The sequence below is a fragment of the Bacillus inaquosorum genome, assembly GCF_023238325.1.
Taxonomy (GTDB): domain Bacteria; phylum Bacillota; class Bacilli; order Bacillales; family Bacillaceae; genus Bacillus; species Bacillus inaquosorum.
In genome coordinates this window covers 847,916-862,471 of record NZ_CP096592.1, presented here as the reverse complement: position 1 = coordinate 862,471, position 14,556 = coordinate 847,916, and the positions used below count along the sequence as shown (strand labels likewise).

Sequence of the window (14,556 nt, the reverse complement as noted above, 5' to 3'; positions counted from 1 at the left end):
TCATTTTTTATAGGGAATTTTCTTATTTTTCAAAATCCATTCTCTTGTGAAGGGCAAAATATTTTTTGCAGATAGTTAAATGAAGAGAAAATAAAAAAGGCAGACGAAGTCTGCCTTTTTCTTTCTACCATATACCTAGTACTTTCCACCATAATCCGCCGATCCCAAGCCATACGATAATATGAACAATCGACAGGATAAATCCGATGGACCACCATTTACCTTGCGGAATGTAGCCTGCTCCGAAGAAGACTGGAGCCGCTCCAGAACCGTAGTGAGTCGTTGACCCGAACAGGTTGCTGATGAATGCGAGGCTCAGCGCTGCTAAAAGCGGCGGTGCGCCCGCTGCAACGACCACAGCCAAAAATGCTGAATACATCGCACTGATGTGGGCTGTCGCACTTGCAAAGAAATAGTGAGAGTAATAATACACAACAATTAAAATGATGAATGCCACAATCCAAGAGAACCCTGATACGGATGATTTCATGGCATTGCTGAACCAAGACACCATGCCTAACTCATTCAGGAAGTTGGCCAGCATGACAAGCGCCGCAAACCAAGTGAGCGTATCCCAAGCGCCCTGTTCTTTCTTGATATCATCCCAAGTCAGAACCTGTGATAATAATAGAACGGCCAAACCGATCAATGCGGTTGTGGTTGCGTCGATGTTGAAGCTGCCGCCAAAAATCCAAAGCACAAGCACCAAAAGAAAGACAATAACCATGGAAAGCTCTGATTTTTTGAATGGTCCCATTTCTTTCAGTTTTTCTGTTGCGATTTTCGCCGCATCCGGTGTTTCTTTGATTTCCGGCGGATACAGCTTGTAAATTACAAGCGGTGTGATGATTAAGCTTACAAGTCCCGGTACAATCGCGGCAATTGCCCAGCTTGTCCATGTTAAGTCCACCCCTGCGACATCATGGGCCAGCTTGGCAATCAGCGGGTTTGCCGCCATCGCCGTTAAGAACATAGCAGATGTGATCAGATTCCCCTGAAAACCGGTTTTCAATAAGAATGCGCCGATTTTTCGCTCTGTTCCATTTGCCGGGCTTGATCCGAATGTTTCGGATAATGATCTGATAATAGGAAATATAATGCCTCCTGCACGCGCCGTATTACTTGGAATAGCAGGTGAAAGTATTAAATCACTGAACAGCAGTGAATAAGAAAGTCCAAGGGTTTTTTTCCCGAATTTCTGAACGAATACATACGAAATTCTCGCACCGAGCCCGGTTTTGATAAATCCCCGGGAAATAAAGAATGCGATCACGATAAGCCAAATGGTCTTATTCCCGAATCCGCTTAGTGTATCCTCAATTGATAGTGTTCCAGTTAGTGCAGTAACCGCCAATGCAAAAATTGCAATTGCACCCATTGGCAAGGGCTTGGAGATAAAGCCGATAATTGTCGCGACAAAGATCGCAAACAAATGCCAAGCTTTAGGTTCAAGTCCGGACGGAGCGGGAATAAACCAGATGATTAGTCCCACAGCGACAGTAATAAGCAATGGAACAAGCTTTACTGCTGACTGTTTTCCTGCGTCTTTTTCTGAAGCCATAAATAGGTCTCCTCCTATATACTTGTTTTCCGATCCCCTTTCCCATTCTACTCCTTAACTAAGTTAATAAACAATTTAATTAATTAAAAAACACAAAGGTGAGCAGCCCTTTGTGTTTTTTCATTTCTTAATTTAGTTTACCCGCACCCGCTTGAGATATAACATTCGATTTCACATTCGCTGAAGCATCGATTGTGCCGTGCAGAGACGGTGTCCAGCCGACAGAAGAGCTCAATCCGTTTGCAGCCGATGCGCTGATTTGCGTGCCATTCAGCAAGGTGCCTGAGTCATATAAAGCTGTTCCCCCGCTGAATACGCTGATCGTTTTAGGAGCTGACAGTCCAGGTACGTCAATAACATTGTTTTGAGCATAAATTTTAGATGACTTTCCGATTCCCCACGCATAGCTGAAGGCATAACCTGAGGAGCTTGTGCTGCCTTCATAATAGTTGTTGTATACGTGCACTTGTCCAAAGCGGACTCTCGGTGCGCGCTGGACGATATTTTTGTAGTGGTTATGGTGAAGCGTAATTTTCAATTTGCCATCATCAGATGTTTTGCTGTCGCTTGATCCGAAAATGGAGCTTTTATCATGATCGTGATAATAGTTGTAAGACATCGTGATATAGTTAGCACCGTTAGAAGCATCAGTTTGTCCGTCATGGTGCTGATATTCTCTGCCGAAATACTTTGGCGATGTGCTGTCCGGACGTGAGCCGTCATTAAATGTACAATGGTCAATCCATACATGCGTGCCGCCGTTTATCGTGATGTTGTCGTATTGAGAGTTCCAGTTTCCTGAGCTTCCGTCAGTTGGATCCCATTGCGGAAAATAATCATAGGCATCCTGGAATTCGAGATTGCGGATAATGACGTTATCACTCTTGATTTGGAAGTTTCCGCCCACAATTTTGGCATTTGTCCCTGAACCGACGATTGTCGTGTTTGCAGGAATATCCAGCATGACCCGTGCTTTTTGGTTTTTCTGAGAGCGTGCTCTGGCTTCTTCTTGTGTTCCGGAAGGCTCTTTTTTGCCCCATGTGCTTGGATCATAGGCTTTCAAATATTTGTTCAAATCGTACTCTGGATCTTTATAGTCATTTAAACCAAGCGGCTTCAAATTGTCATCCACATTCATGTCAATTGTTCCCTTGATATAAATGATTTTTGGCGTTGTGTTGGTATCCTTGCCTAATGCTGAGACAAGCTGGTTTCTGTTGCTGACGGTATACACGTTCGAGGACGATGCTTTTGATCCGCCTGTCGTGCCCGTCGAGTACGCGCCCCAGCCATCATTTGACCCTAATGTCTGATGGCCCAAATCAGCCGCGTTTGCGCCAGCTGGAGTCAACCCTAAGAATAGAGCCGTAGCTAACATCACTTTTTTCATCCACTATGAACCCCCATTTTCTATTTTGTGAGATTTTATTCCAATTTATCACAAAAATATAATAGCAAATTGAGGGACATCCAGAACCGAAAATCTTCCGCTATCTAATTGCGGCATTCTGCAAAACATGCACCGCAAAAACCGCAAAAAACCCAAAAGGCCGAAGTTTGCCTTTTGGGTTCTATCCCTGCATTAAGCCCAGGATTTCACTTTTTCATTGTCTGTTACAAAGAGAAGCACTTTCCCTTCATCCAAACGTTTTTCGAATTGAGCGGCTTCATCTTCAGAAAAGCCGATTTCATGAATTTTATTGCGGAGCTCGTCTCCTTTTTTATTAAACACGTTTCCTACCGCATTCTTAAAACCCGTTTCTTTGGCTCCGATCGTGTTGGCGTTCGTGTTGTCTGCCAGCCGTTCCGTTCTGTCATCGTCGTGAGCTAAGACGTATACATCCTCTTTCGCAACACCCATTTGCTGTAATTCTTCTACATCCTTCATGAGCTGTTCGTCGTTTGTATACTCTTTTACAACTGGTTTCATTCCGACATTCCTCCTTCATGATTACTATATTTCTTTCATACCCGGTCGCATATAGATGAAACAGATCCCAGAACATTGAAGCGAAAAACAGGAAGAATGGTAGTAGCCATTTATTTTCCGCCCATGGTAAAGTGATAGGAACGGGGAATATTTTCAGAAAAATCAAAATCAAAGAGAAACCGCTGCACGGAGCAAACGATCATGAATTGCTGTCTTTATCCGTACGAGCAGGAGGTATGTCTAATGCAATACTTTTCACCAGAACAGCAATACAATGCATGGGTTGTGAGTGATTTAGTCAAACAGATTTTCCATCAGCGCGCCGGCTGTTCACCCGGAATTCACGAGCTTGCGGTCTTTGCTGAGGAACATTTTCATATCGATATCGACTTTGTCTTCTCGATTATCATGAATATCGGCGACATTGAATTCGCGCTCGCAGAAGAAATAGAAAAGAAATTGTCCGGTTATCTCAGCGCTCTCCTTCCTTATGTTAATGCTGATATGCTTAAAAACTCTAAAGCTAATGCCCAAGCGTTTTTGTCTCGGAGACACGGCGATGCTGTATACCATTTATTTGTGTCTGATGATGCTTTCATGAGAAAGCAGTAAAACCGACGCTTTCTTTACTAAAAAAATATTGACATGATGAGCCATGCTATTATAGTGTTTACATGTGATAATGATTCTCATTACTAAATCTAAAAAAAGGAAGAATGACATGCGCACCTATTCTAACAAGTTGATTGCCATCATGAGTGTTCTATTAATCGCCTGCTTCATTGTATCCGGCTGTTCATCAAGCCAGAATAACAGCGGAAGCAGCGAAAGCAAGTCTAAGGATTCAAGAGTGATCCAGCACGAAGAAGGAAAAACGCCAGTAAGCGGCACACCTAAGCGGGTGGTTGTCCTTGAACTTTCATTCTTGGATGCTGTCTACAACCTCGGCATTACGCCGGTGGGCATCGCCGATGACAACAAAAAAGATATGATTAAAAAGCTTGTCGGCAGCTCAATTGATTATACATCGGTAGGCACACGCAGCGAACCGAATCTAGAGGTCATCAGTTCCTTAAAGCCTGATATCATCATCGCTGATGCTGAACGCCATAAAAACATTTATAAACAGCTGAAACAAATCGCCCCGACGATTGAATTAAAAAGCCGGGAAGCGACATATGACGAAACGATCGACAGCTTTACAACCATTGCTAAAGCGTTAAATAAAGAAGATGAAGGAAAAGAAAAGCTTGCAGAGCACAACAAAGTCATCAACGATCTAAAAGCGGAGCTTCCGAAAAATGAAAACCGCAACATCGTTCTTGGGGTTGCTAGAGCAGATTCATTCCAGCTTCATACGTCCTCATCTTATGACGGAGAAATCTTTAAAATGCTCGGCTTTACGCACGCAGTGAAATCAAATGAAGCCTATCAAGAGGTCAGCCTTGAGCAATTGAGCAAAATCGATCCAGATATTTTGTTCATCTCAGCCAACGAAGGCAAGACAATTGTAGACGAGTGGAAAACGAACCCGCTCTGGAAAAATCTCAAAGCGGTGAAAAACGGACAAGTCTATGATGCAGACCGTGACACTTGGACAAGATTCAGAGGGATCAAGTCTAGTGAAACAAGCGCCAAAGACGTCCTCAAAAAAGTGTATAATAAGTAAGACTATGAGAAGCGAGGGGAAATCCTTGCTTCTTCGTTTTTGCAATCAGACGCAGTAAGGAAGTGAGACTGTTGTATCATTCAGCCAAACGGCGCTTATCATCGAGACTGATGATATTTATCATCGCACTGATCATTTTTATATTCGGGCTTGGGCTGAATCTATCAGTAGGAGCCTCAGACATCGGCATCATAGATTCATTGAAATATCTTTTTGTATGGGACGGTTCAAAGGAACAGCTCATCATCTCTACTCTTCGCCTTCCCCGCACATTAATCGGCGTTTTCGTCGGTGCCAGCCTTGCCGTAGCAGGGGCGCTGATGCAGGCCATGACTAGAAACCCTCTGGCTTCACCTCAAATTTTCGGTGTGAATGCGGGCGCATCGCTTTTTGTCGTTGCTTCTCTCGTCATTCTGCCGGCATCGACCTATTCTTCCGTTGTATTCGCTTTTGCGGGTGCGGCAGCAGGCGGCGCGATTGTGTATATGATTGCCTCATCCGGCGGAATGACACCAGTCAAGCTGGCGCTGTCGGGAATGGCGGTGCATTTGTTCCTCTCCTCCATGACACAGGCCGTCATTATTTTAAATGAGTCGGGAGAAGATGTTCTGTACTGGATGACAGGCGCGATTGACGGAAGCAATTGGCAGGACGTCATGACCATCGCTCCGTTTTCTGTCATCGGCATCGGGCTTGCCCTCGTGTTTTCCGGTTCTGTTTCTGTTCTCGGTCTTGGGGACGAGACAGCAAAAGGGCTTGGGCAAAACATGAACGGCATCCGGATTCTGATCAGCTTTATCATTTTAATTCTTTCCGGCGCTTCCGTAGCCGTCGCCGGGCCGATCGGCTTTGTCGGACTGCTCATTCCGCATATTGTCCGCAAGCTGATCGGAGAACATTATCAATATGTGCTTCCGTTTTCAGCGCTGTTCGGTGCCATTTTGCTTGTGTACGCAGATGTTCTGGCCAGATGGATTGCGTTTCCTTATGAATCACCGGTCGGCATTGTCACCGCGATTATCGGAACACCGTTTTTCTTATATTTGGCAAGGAAAGGGCGAAATCTGAAATGAAGAAAACAACCAGAAAACAAAAACGCCCCTTGCTGGCGATACTCATATTGGCCGTGCTTCTGATCGTTCTGTCCGTCATCAGCATCGGCTTCGGTGCATTATACATTTCACCGGATGCGGTGGTGACAAATTTGCTGGGACTGGATCATTCCTTTGAATTCATCATCCAGCAATACCGCCTTCCCCGGATTATACTAGCGATTTTGGCCGGTGCCGGGCTTGCCGCGGCCGGTGCGATTTTGCAGGGTGTCATCCGCAATCCGCTCGCTTCCCCGGACGTTGTCGGCATTTCAAAAGGGTCCGGACTTGCGGCCATGGCTGTGATTCTGATTTTACCTAAATCGCCAGTGTACGTGCTTCCGTTCTCTGCATTTGCCGGAGCCGCCATTATTGCTGTACTATTATTAATGATAGCCCGCAAAAAAAGCATTCAGCCCTCTTCATTGGCTCTATCAGGCATCGCCTTAGGCGCGGTCTGCCACGCCGGGATGCAATATATGATGGTGAAGTTTCCGGGCGACGTGAATGCTGCACTCATTTGGCTGACAGGCAGCCTCTGGGGAAGAAACTGGGAAGAAGTCAAGCTGCTTGCGCCATGGCTTTTGATTCTTTTGCCGATCGTCTGCATTCTCATACCGAAGCTGGATCTTATGTCACTCGGCGATGAGCTTGCGCAGGGTCTCGGCGAAAACGCAAACCGGCTGAGATTCATCCTGATTTTCACCGCGGTTGCGCTGGCGGGAAGCTGTGTAGCCGTCGTCGGCTCAATCGGTTTTATCGGCTTGCTTGCTCCGCATATCGCCAGACGGCTTACCGGAGAAAAAGCTAAATATTTACTGCCTGCATCGGCATTGATTGGTGCTATTATATTATTAATTGCAGATACGTTAGGGCGCGGCATCATGCCTCCGGTTGAAATACCGGCCGGAATATTGACAGCCGTGATCGGCGCGCCTTATTTCTTATATTTATTGAAATTCGAAGCGAGGAAACAGTAGGGAGAGGATATCATGGGAAAACTGGCTGCAGACCAGCTCACTCTTTCATATGACAGCACAGTGATTATTGACGGAGTCGATTTAAAGATAGAAGAGGGAAAAATCACTGCACTCATCGGTGCCAATGGCTGCGGGAAATCAACAATCCTCAAATCACTCGCCAGGCTGATGGCGCCAAAAAGCGGTACGGTACTATTAGAAGGAAAAGATATCCACCGCCAGCCGTCAAAAGAAGTCGCAAAAAAACTGGCCATTCTTCCTCAATCTCCTCAGGCGCCTGAAGGATTGACGGTAGAGGAATTGTGCTATTTCGGCAGACATCCTCATAAAAAACTGTTATCCAAGCATACCCAAGAGGATCACGATATGGTAGAGTGGGCGCTGGAAGCAACGGGAATGATAGAACTGAAGGAACGGACACTGGATGCTCTCTCAGGCGGCCAAAGACAAAGAGCATGGATTTCCATGGCGCTTGCTCAAGGAACTGATTTGCTTTTGCTTGATGAACCGACCACGTATTTAGACATTTCACACCAGATTGAAGTGCTTGAGCTGCTGAAAAAGCTGAACCGTGATCATGGCCGCACCGTTGTGATGGTGCTCCATGATTTAAACCAGGCCGCTCAATATGCTGACTATCTGATCAGTGTGCTGGACGGAAAAATATACAATGCCGGAACACCGGAAGATGTATTTACCCAGCCATTTTTCCGTGAAGTCTTCGGCCTGGAATGCTGCATCATGAGAAGCCCGATCGACCAGAAGCCAATGTGCCTGCCGACGGGACTGTGTCCGAAATTACGGGCGTGATAAAAAGGAGAGGAACCCCCTCTCCTTTTTTGTATGCCGGCTTACCTTTTGTATTTCTCCTCCTCTCCATGTTACAGTGGTGTCAATCAAGTGATAGGAGGATGAAAATGACAGCATCTCAGCAGCAAATTCAATTAGCAAGACGCCCGCAAGGTGTTCCCGTTCATGAAGATTTTCGCTTTGAAACCATTCCGGTCCCCGAGCCGAAGCAAGGGGAAGTGCTTGTCAAAACGCTTTATGTATCAGTTGACCCTTATATGCGCGGCCGTATGCAGGATACGAAGTCATATGTTGAGCCGTTCGCCTTGAATGAAGCGCTCTCTGGCGGGGTCATCGCTGAAGTCGTATCAGACGGCGATCATCTGAAAAAAGGCGATATCGTCATCGGAAACCTCAGCTGGCAGGAATTTTCCGCTGTCAGCGAGTCTGCCTTGCGAAAAATTGATACAAGCCTCGCTCCCGCTTCGGCCTATCTCGGCATTTTGGGAATGACCGGCTTGACGGCATATTTCGGACTGCTGGACATCGGGCGCCCGAAAGAAGGCGAAACCGTGGTAGTCTCCGGAGCAGCGGGAGCCGTCGGTTCAGCGGTCGGGCAGATTGCCAAAATCAAAGGCGCGCGAGTCGTCGGCATCGCGGGCTCTGATGAGAAAATCGCGTATTTAAAACAGGAGCTGCAGTTTGATGAAGCCATCAATTACAAAACAGCAGAAGATATCCAAAAAGCGCTAGAAGACGCTTGTCCTGATGGTGTCGATGTGTATTTTGACAATGTCGGCGGGCCGATCTCAGATGCGGTCATGAACCTGCTCAATGAATTTGCCCGCATTCCGGTGTGCGGCGCCATTTCTTCCTATAACGCTGAAAGCGAAGAAGATGATATGGGGCCCCGCGTCCAATCGAAGCTGATCAAAACCAAGTCGCTGATGCAAGGGTTTATCGTAGGCGACTACTCCGATCGCTTTTCTGAGGGGGCAAAACAGCTGGCCGAATGGCTAAAGGATGGAAAGCTCCATTACGAGGAAACCATCACAGAAGGCTTCGAAAACATTCCTGACGCGTTTCTCGGTTTATTTAAAGGCGAAAATAAAGGAAAACAGCTGATCAAAGTCAGTGATCCGAGCTGACATGATAATGAAAACAAGGAGGGCTTTTTGCCCTCCTTTTGTGTTTGTTTGAGGTCAGGTGCGAAGAATTAAAGTGAGCAAGCCATCTTCATCAGGTTCAGTGTCTTCCAAAGTAAATCCGGCTGCTTGAAAGCAAGCCAAACTGATTCGATTGTCTTCTTCAATGCATGCAGCCCATTCCCGCACACCATTAAAACCAGGGTCACTCAGCAGTTTTTGCAATATCTGTTTTCCGTACCCTTGAAGCCGGTACAAAGGATTTACGATCAATCCAATATACGCCCGCTTCTCCCCGAACTCCATAACGACCATCCCTGCCGGAAGCTGCCCGTCATAAGCCATCATGACAGTATCGTCTTCATCTTTATTCACTCGTGCATACCACACATCTAATGGCAGCATCCCATCCATTCTCCGCCTTGTATCCTCATCTTCAAACCAGTGTTTAAGGATTTTCAGCTCCGGCTCCTTCATCACTTGAAATCTGTCTATTGAAACCATCTTCCCACCCCGCGCGATCCCTTTTCTATTATTTTACAACAAAAAAGAAGGGCATACCGCCCTCCTTTTTATTTCGTCTTCAATTTTCCGCCTGTATAAACAGCTTCACTCAGCTCTACGCCAAGCTTCTTCGCCATTTTTTTCAGCTTTGATTCTTCCAATTTCGTAACGAGGCTCAGCACGTTGCCTTCTTTTCCGGCTCGGCCTGTTCGGCCTGATCTGTGTACATAGCCGTCTTCGTCAGGAATATCGGCATGAATCACGTACGGCAGGTTTTCGATATCCAAACCGCGTGCAGCAATGTCAGTCGCCAATAAGAGCGGGAATTCTCCGTCTTCAAATGCGGCAATGATTTTCGCCCGCTCCATTTTTTTCGCTTCACTGTGCAGAACACCGAGATCGACATGGTGATACGCCAATTTTTCCGCGTACACACTCAGGTTGCCGATGTCTCTCACAAATACGAGCGCCTGCATGCCTTGGAGTCTTGACAGCTTTTGCAGCAGCTTCACTTTATCGCGCTGGTCGCAAATCAGATATTGATGCTTTACTTTCCCCGCTTCCGCCTTGCTTCGCTGCACCTTCAACACCTCAGGCTCATGCGCCAATTCGCGGAGCACGTCCTCTGTTTCCTTTTTGAGGGTGGCAGAAAAACATAGAAGCTGGCGGTCTCTTAATGTCGTTTTAATGATTTGCTTCATCGTTTCGCGATGCTCCGGCAGGACAAGCTGATCCGTTTCATCAAGCACGATCGTTTTCACTTCATGCATTTTGAGTTTCTTCGCTTTAATCAGCTCAAATACCCTGCCCGGCGTGCCGACAATGATATGCGGATGTTTTTTCAGCTTTTCAACCTGCTTCTTCACATTCGCCCCGCCGATTAAGGAAGCCGCGCGCAGCTCTGAGCCCGCTTTCCAATCCTGAATCACCTGAAAAATCTGCATCACCAGCTCACGCGAAGGCGCCAAAATCACCGCCTGCGGATGCTTCTGATCTGGCTTAATTCGCTCCAAGACCGGCAGCGCATACGCAAGCGTCTTGCCTGTGCCTGTCGGCGATTCCGCGATGACATCCTTTCCATCCATGATCAGCTGTGCTGCCTGCTCCTGAACAGGGGTTGGCTTTTGAAAGCCGGAAGCATTCCAATTCTCTTGTATAAATGATTGTGCATTATGTAAAAATGGCCAAGTTTGCGTCATTTTTGTTCTCCTCAATTCCTGAAATCTACTCCATAGTATCTCAAAACCTCGCCCGGAACGCAATTTTTCTTTTTCTTTCCTATACCTTTCAACATTCCGATTCCTCCTTTATAATCAAAAGGGTGAATAATACACGCCGATTGTGCGTGTTTGATAAACGATAGAGGTGTAAATATGAGTATTTTATCTGTAAAGGATTTAAGCCACGGCTTCGGTGACCGGGCCATTTTTAATAACGTCTCCTTCCGCCTGTTAAAAGGCGAGCACGTCGGGCTGATCGGCGCAAACGGTGAAGGAAAATCAACCTTCATGAATATTATTACCGGAAAGCTTGAACCTGATGAGGGAAAAGTCGAATGGTCAAAAAATGTCCGTGTCGGCTACCTGGATCAGCATACCGTGCTGGAAAAAGGAAAATCCATCCGTGACGTCCTGAAAGACGCATTCCATTATTTATTTGCGATGGAAGAAGAAATGAACGAGATTTACAACAAAATGGGCGAAGCTGATCCCGACGAGCTCGAAAAGCTGCTTGAAGAAGTCGGTGTGATTCAAGACGCGCTGACGAACAATGATTTTTATATCATTGATTCCAAAGTGGAAGAAATTGCCCGCGGCCTCGGCTTGAGCGATATCGGATTAGAGCGTGATGTCACTGATTTGAGCGGCGGACAGCGCACAAAGGTTCTTCTCGCCAAGCTGCTTCTTGAAAAGCCGGAAATTCTTCTTCTCGATGAGCCGACCAACTATCTTGATGAACAGCATATCGAATGGCTGAAACGTTATCTGCAGGAATACGAGAACGCGTTCATCTTGATTTCCCATGATATTCCGTTCTTAAACAGCGTCATCAACCTGATTTATCACGTTGAAAATCAAGAGCTGACACGCTATGTCGGCGACTATCATCAGTTTATGGAAGTCTACGAGGTGAAGAAACAGCAGCTTGAAGCAGCGTATAAAAAGCAGCAGCAGGAAGTCGCTGAGCTGAAGGATTTCGTTGCCCGCAACAAAGCCCGCGTCAGCACGAGAAACATGGCGATGTCCCGCCAAAAGAAACTCGATAAGATGGATATGATTGAGCTCGCGGCAGAAAAGCCAAAGCCGGAATTCCACTTCAAGCCGGCGAGAACGTCAGGCAAGCTGATTTTTGAAACGAAGGATCTGGTGATCGGTTACGATTCCCCGCTGTCACGTCCGCTGAACCTCCGCATGGAGCGCGGCCAAAAAATCGCCCTTTACGGCGCGAACGGGATAGGAAAAACGACATTGCTGAAAAGCCTGCTTGGCGAAATCCAGCCGCTTGAAGGCTCGGTTGAACGCGGCGAGCATCTCTTTACCGGCTATTTTGAGCAAGAGGTCAAGGAAACAAACAACAATACGTGCATCGAAGAGGTATGGAGCGAATTCCCTTCGTATACGCAGTATGAAATCCGGGCCGCTCTGGCGAAATGCGGACTGACGACAAAGCATATCGAAAGCCGCGTCTCCGTATTAAGCGGGGGCGAAAAAGCGAAAGTCAGATTGTGCAAGCTGATCAATTCGGAAACAAACCTGCTGGTGCTCGATGAGCCGACAAATCACTTGGATGTCGATGCGAAGGAAGAGCTTAAGCGCGCACTCAAAGAATACAAAGGTTCCATTCTGCTTATTTCCCACGAGCCCGACTTTTATATGGATATCGCGACAGAAACATGGAACTGCGAGTCATGGACGACGAAAGTGCTTTAAACCGAAGAAAACCCGCCTGCTGAAGGGCGGGTTTTTTTACTGCCATTTTTTCTGAACGATTCTCAACAGCTCTCTGTCTTTTAAAATGAGCTGCAATGGATATGGTAGTAATGAGAAGGTTGCATGATAAAAAAGACACTGCATCTGCGCAGTGTCTTTCGTTATTAATGTCCCGCCTTAATTCCGGCAAGATGTTTACGTCCCATGAGAAGGACAAGCATGCCGACAAAAACGACGATCCCGCCTACTGTATACGGTGTGCTTGCTGTGAAGTGCTCTGACAGCATTCCCGCAATCCACGGAGCGAGCGCGCCGCCGATGAAGCGGACTGAGCTGTAGGCTGAAGACGCGATTGAACGTTCAACCGGCGCAGAACCCATCACAGCGGTTGTCATGATCGTATTCACCATACCGAGGACAGCACCAGCGACAACGATACATGTAATAATCAATGTCTGATGGTCTGTCCAGATCCCCATGATCATGAGAATGACTGCAAAGGCGATAAAGAGAACAACCAAGGAACGCACTGTGCCCAGCGCTTTGTGCACGAGCGGCGCAGTAAAGACTGACGTAACAGCCAGCAGAAGGCCCCAGCCAAAGAAGACATATCCGAGACCGTGTTCATCTAAATCCAGTACGAACGGAGAATAAGCAAGCAAAATAAAAAATCCAAAGTTGTATAAGAACGCAGATACCGCCATCGTCAGCAGACCTTTATATTTGAGCGCCTTCATGGCATCAAACACACCGACGCGTTTTGCCGGTTTCGGCAATTTCGGCAGCATGAAAGAAATCGCGATTAACGCAATAAACATTAGGACAGATACCCCAAAAAACGGTGCGCGCCATGAAATGCTTCCAAGCTCACCGCCTGCAAGCGGCCCGACGGAAATCCCGAGACCGAGCGCCGCCTCATACAAAATAATCGCTTGGGCGCTGCCCCCGACAGACACGCCGACGATGACCGCAAGCGCTGTTGAAATAAACAAAGCATTACCTAATCCCCAGCCGCCGCGGTAGCCGACTAGCTGAGCAATTGAGCTTGAACTGCCGCCAAGCCCCGCAAACACAATAATAAAAATAAGTCCGAGAATTAACGTCCATTTCGCGCCGATACGGCTGGAAATGGCGCCTGAGAAAAACATCATAAATCCGGTTACAAGCAAATAACTTGTAAACAAGAGTGATACTTCACTAGGTGAAGCATGTAATTGTGCGGCAATTGCCGGAAGAATTGGATCGACCAGCCCGATTCCCATAAAGGAAATCACACAGGCAAACGCGACAGCCCATACCGCTTTCGGCTGACTGAGCAAGCCCGTTTTCTGATTCACTTGTTTTGTCTTATCCATTTGACCTGACCTCCATCTTTATCCCATTAAAAGAAACGCTACAAAAATAGCGTTTGGCAAACTTTTCATTCGATTGATTGAATAGCACGTTCCGCTTTATCTTTCATGCCTTGCAGGCGTTCTTTAAAGCTTTCGAATGTGCGGATTTTCTCATCAATCAAATCCAGCTGGTGATTCAGTGTTTCCTGAATTTCCTCCAGTTTTTCTTTCCGTTCCTTAGGATCCAGTGACAACAAATACCCCTCTTTGTTTAACTCTAGCTGGCGGCTGGTTTCCATGAAATGCTGAAGTTCCTGAAGGGAAAAACCGAGCACTTCTTTTGTGCTGATGACTTTCTCAAGCTCCTCCATATCATCCTCTGAATAAAGCCTTACGCCGCCGTCTGTCCGTTTCGGCGCCGGAATCAAACCGATTTCTTCATAAAACCGGATGGTCCGCTTTGTCAGCCCGCTTCTTTTGGCTACTTGATCAATCTTCATCCATTCCAAGGTAAATCCCCCTTCGCCGTTTCTGTTCCCATTATACACCTTTTGAACCTTAACGTAAACGTAAAGTTTGAAAATCAATAAAAAAACGAGTGCATAAAGCACCCGTCTTTCACT

Annotated in this window: 14 protein-coding genes; 7 read left to right on the top strand and 7 right to left on the bottom strand. The window is 46.7% G+C overall.

The window, feature by feature from the left end; all coding sequences use genetic code 11:
- Positions 1–124 precede the first annotated feature (124 nt).
- The 3 genes from M1M80_RS04220 to M1M80_RS04210 all read right to left on the bottom strand — a co-directional run bounded on the left by M1M80_RS04220 (position 125) and on the right by M1M80_RS04210 (position 3,491).
- Positions 125–1,561 (bottom strand): anion permease, encoded by a 1,437-nt coding sequence (locus M1M80_RS04220; protein ID WP_060398148.1) that lies wholly within the window; start codon positions 1,559–1,561, stop codon positions 125–127.
- Between the two features lie 127 nt (positions 1,562–1,688).
- Positions 1,689–2,951, bottom strand: coding sequence for a pectate lyase (locus tag M1M80_RS04215; RefSeq protein ID WP_060398147.1), 1,263 nt, complete (start codon positions 2,949–2,951; stop codon positions 1,689–1,691).
- A 192-nt stretch (positions 2,952–3,143) separates the two neighbouring features.
- Positions 3,144–3,491 (bottom strand): YflT domain-containing protein, encoded by a 348-nt coding sequence (locus M1M80_RS04210; protein ID WP_003239911.1) that lies wholly within the window; start codon positions 3,489–3,491, stop codon positions 3,144–3,146.
- 243 nt (positions 3,492–3,734) lie between these two features.
- Between M1M80_RS04210 and M1M80_RS04205 the strand changes: the two genes are divergently transcribed.
- From M1M80_RS04205 to M1M80_RS04180, 6 genes are all read left to right on the top strand, one after another.
- On the top strand, positions 3,735–4,103 hold the full coding sequence (locus M1M80_RS04205; protein WP_060398146.1) for a YfmB family protein: 369 nt from the start codon (positions 3,735–3,737) through the stop codon (positions 4,101–4,103).
- 109 nt (positions 4,104–4,212) lie between these two features.
- Positions 4,213–5,160: a Fe(3+)-citrate ABC transporter substrate-binding protein YfmC gene (gene yfmC, locus M1M80_RS04200; protein ID WP_060398145.1), complete on the top strand. Its 948-nt coding sequence runs from the start codon at positions 4,213–4,215 to the stop codon at positions 5,158–5,160.
- 71 nt (positions 5,161–5,231) lie between these two features.
- Entirely contained in the window at positions 5,232–6,233 is a 1,002-nt protein-coding gene (gene fecD / locus M1M80_RS04195) for a Fe(3+) dicitrate ABC transporter permease FecD (RefSeq protein WP_060398144.1), read from the top strand.
- A complete protein-coding gene (yfmE, locus tag M1M80_RS04190; RefSeq protein ID WP_060398143.1) occupies positions 6,230–7,231 on the top strand; it encodes a Fe(3+)-citrate ABC transporter permease YfmE in 1,002 nt (333 codons plus the stop codon). The genes fecD and yfmE overlap by 4 nt, the downstream gene beginning before the upstream one ends.
- Before the next feature lie 12 nt (positions 7,232–7,243).
- Positions 7,244–8,041, top strand: coding sequence for a Fe(3+)-citrate ABC transporter ATP-binding protein YfmF (gene yfmF / locus M1M80_RS04185; RefSeq protein WP_019257752.1), 798 nt, complete (start codon positions 7,244–7,246; stop codon positions 8,039–8,041).
- A 107-nt stretch (positions 8,042–8,148) separates the two neighbouring features.
- Positions 8,149–9,168: an NADP-dependent oxidoreductase gene (locus M1M80_RS04180; protein WP_060398142.1), complete on the top strand. Its 1,020-nt coding sequence runs from the start codon at positions 8,149–8,151 to the stop codon at positions 9,166–9,168.
- A 54-nt stretch (positions 9,169–9,222) separates the two neighbouring features.
- Here M1M80_RS04180 and M1M80_RS04175 read toward each other — a convergent pair whose 3' ends face one another.
- Together M1M80_RS04175 and M1M80_RS04170 are read right to left on the bottom strand one after the other, a co-directional pair.
- Positions 9,223–9,669 carry a GNAT family N-acetyltransferase gene (locus M1M80_RS04175; protein WP_060398141.1) on the bottom strand — a complete coding sequence of 149 codons (447 nt, stop codon included), beginning with the start codon at positions 9,667–9,669 and terminating at the stop codon, positions 9,223–9,225.
- Positions 9,670–9,737: 68 nt separating this feature from the next.
- Positions 9,738–10,868, bottom strand: coding sequence for a DEAD/DEAH box helicase (locus M1M80_RS04170; RefSeq protein ID WP_060398140.1), 1,131 nt, complete (start codon positions 10,866–10,868; stop codon positions 9,738–9,740).
- 174 nt (positions 10,869–11,042) lie between these two features.
- Here M1M80_RS04170 and M1M80_RS04165 point away from each other — a divergent pair, with 174 nt between their 5' ends.
- The gene (locus M1M80_RS04165; RefSeq protein ID WP_019257748.1) at positions 11,043–12,599 is read left to right on the top strand and encodes an ABC-F family ATP-binding cassette domain-containing protein; all 1,557 of its coding nucleotides are present in this window, start codon (positions 11,043–11,045) and stop codon (positions 12,597–12,599) included.
- Between the two features lie 164 nt (positions 12,600–12,763).
- Here the strand turns inward: M1M80_RS04165 and M1M80_RS04160 are convergent, their stop codons facing one another.
- Together M1M80_RS04160 and M1M80_RS04155 are read right to left on the bottom strand one after the other, a co-directional pair.
- Complete coding sequence (locus tag M1M80_RS04160) at positions 12,764–13,954, bottom strand: MFS transporter (RefSeq protein ID WP_060398139.1); 1,191 nt, start codon at positions 13,952–13,954, stop codon at positions 12,764–12,766.
- Between the two features lie 65 nt (positions 13,955–14,019).
- The gene (locus tag M1M80_RS04155; protein ID WP_003239946.1) at positions 14,020–14,442 is read right to left on the bottom strand and encodes a MerR family transcriptional regulator; all 423 of its coding nucleotides are present in this window, start codon (positions 14,440–14,442) and stop codon (positions 14,020–14,022) included.
- Positions 14,443–14,556: the final 114 nt, after the last annotated feature.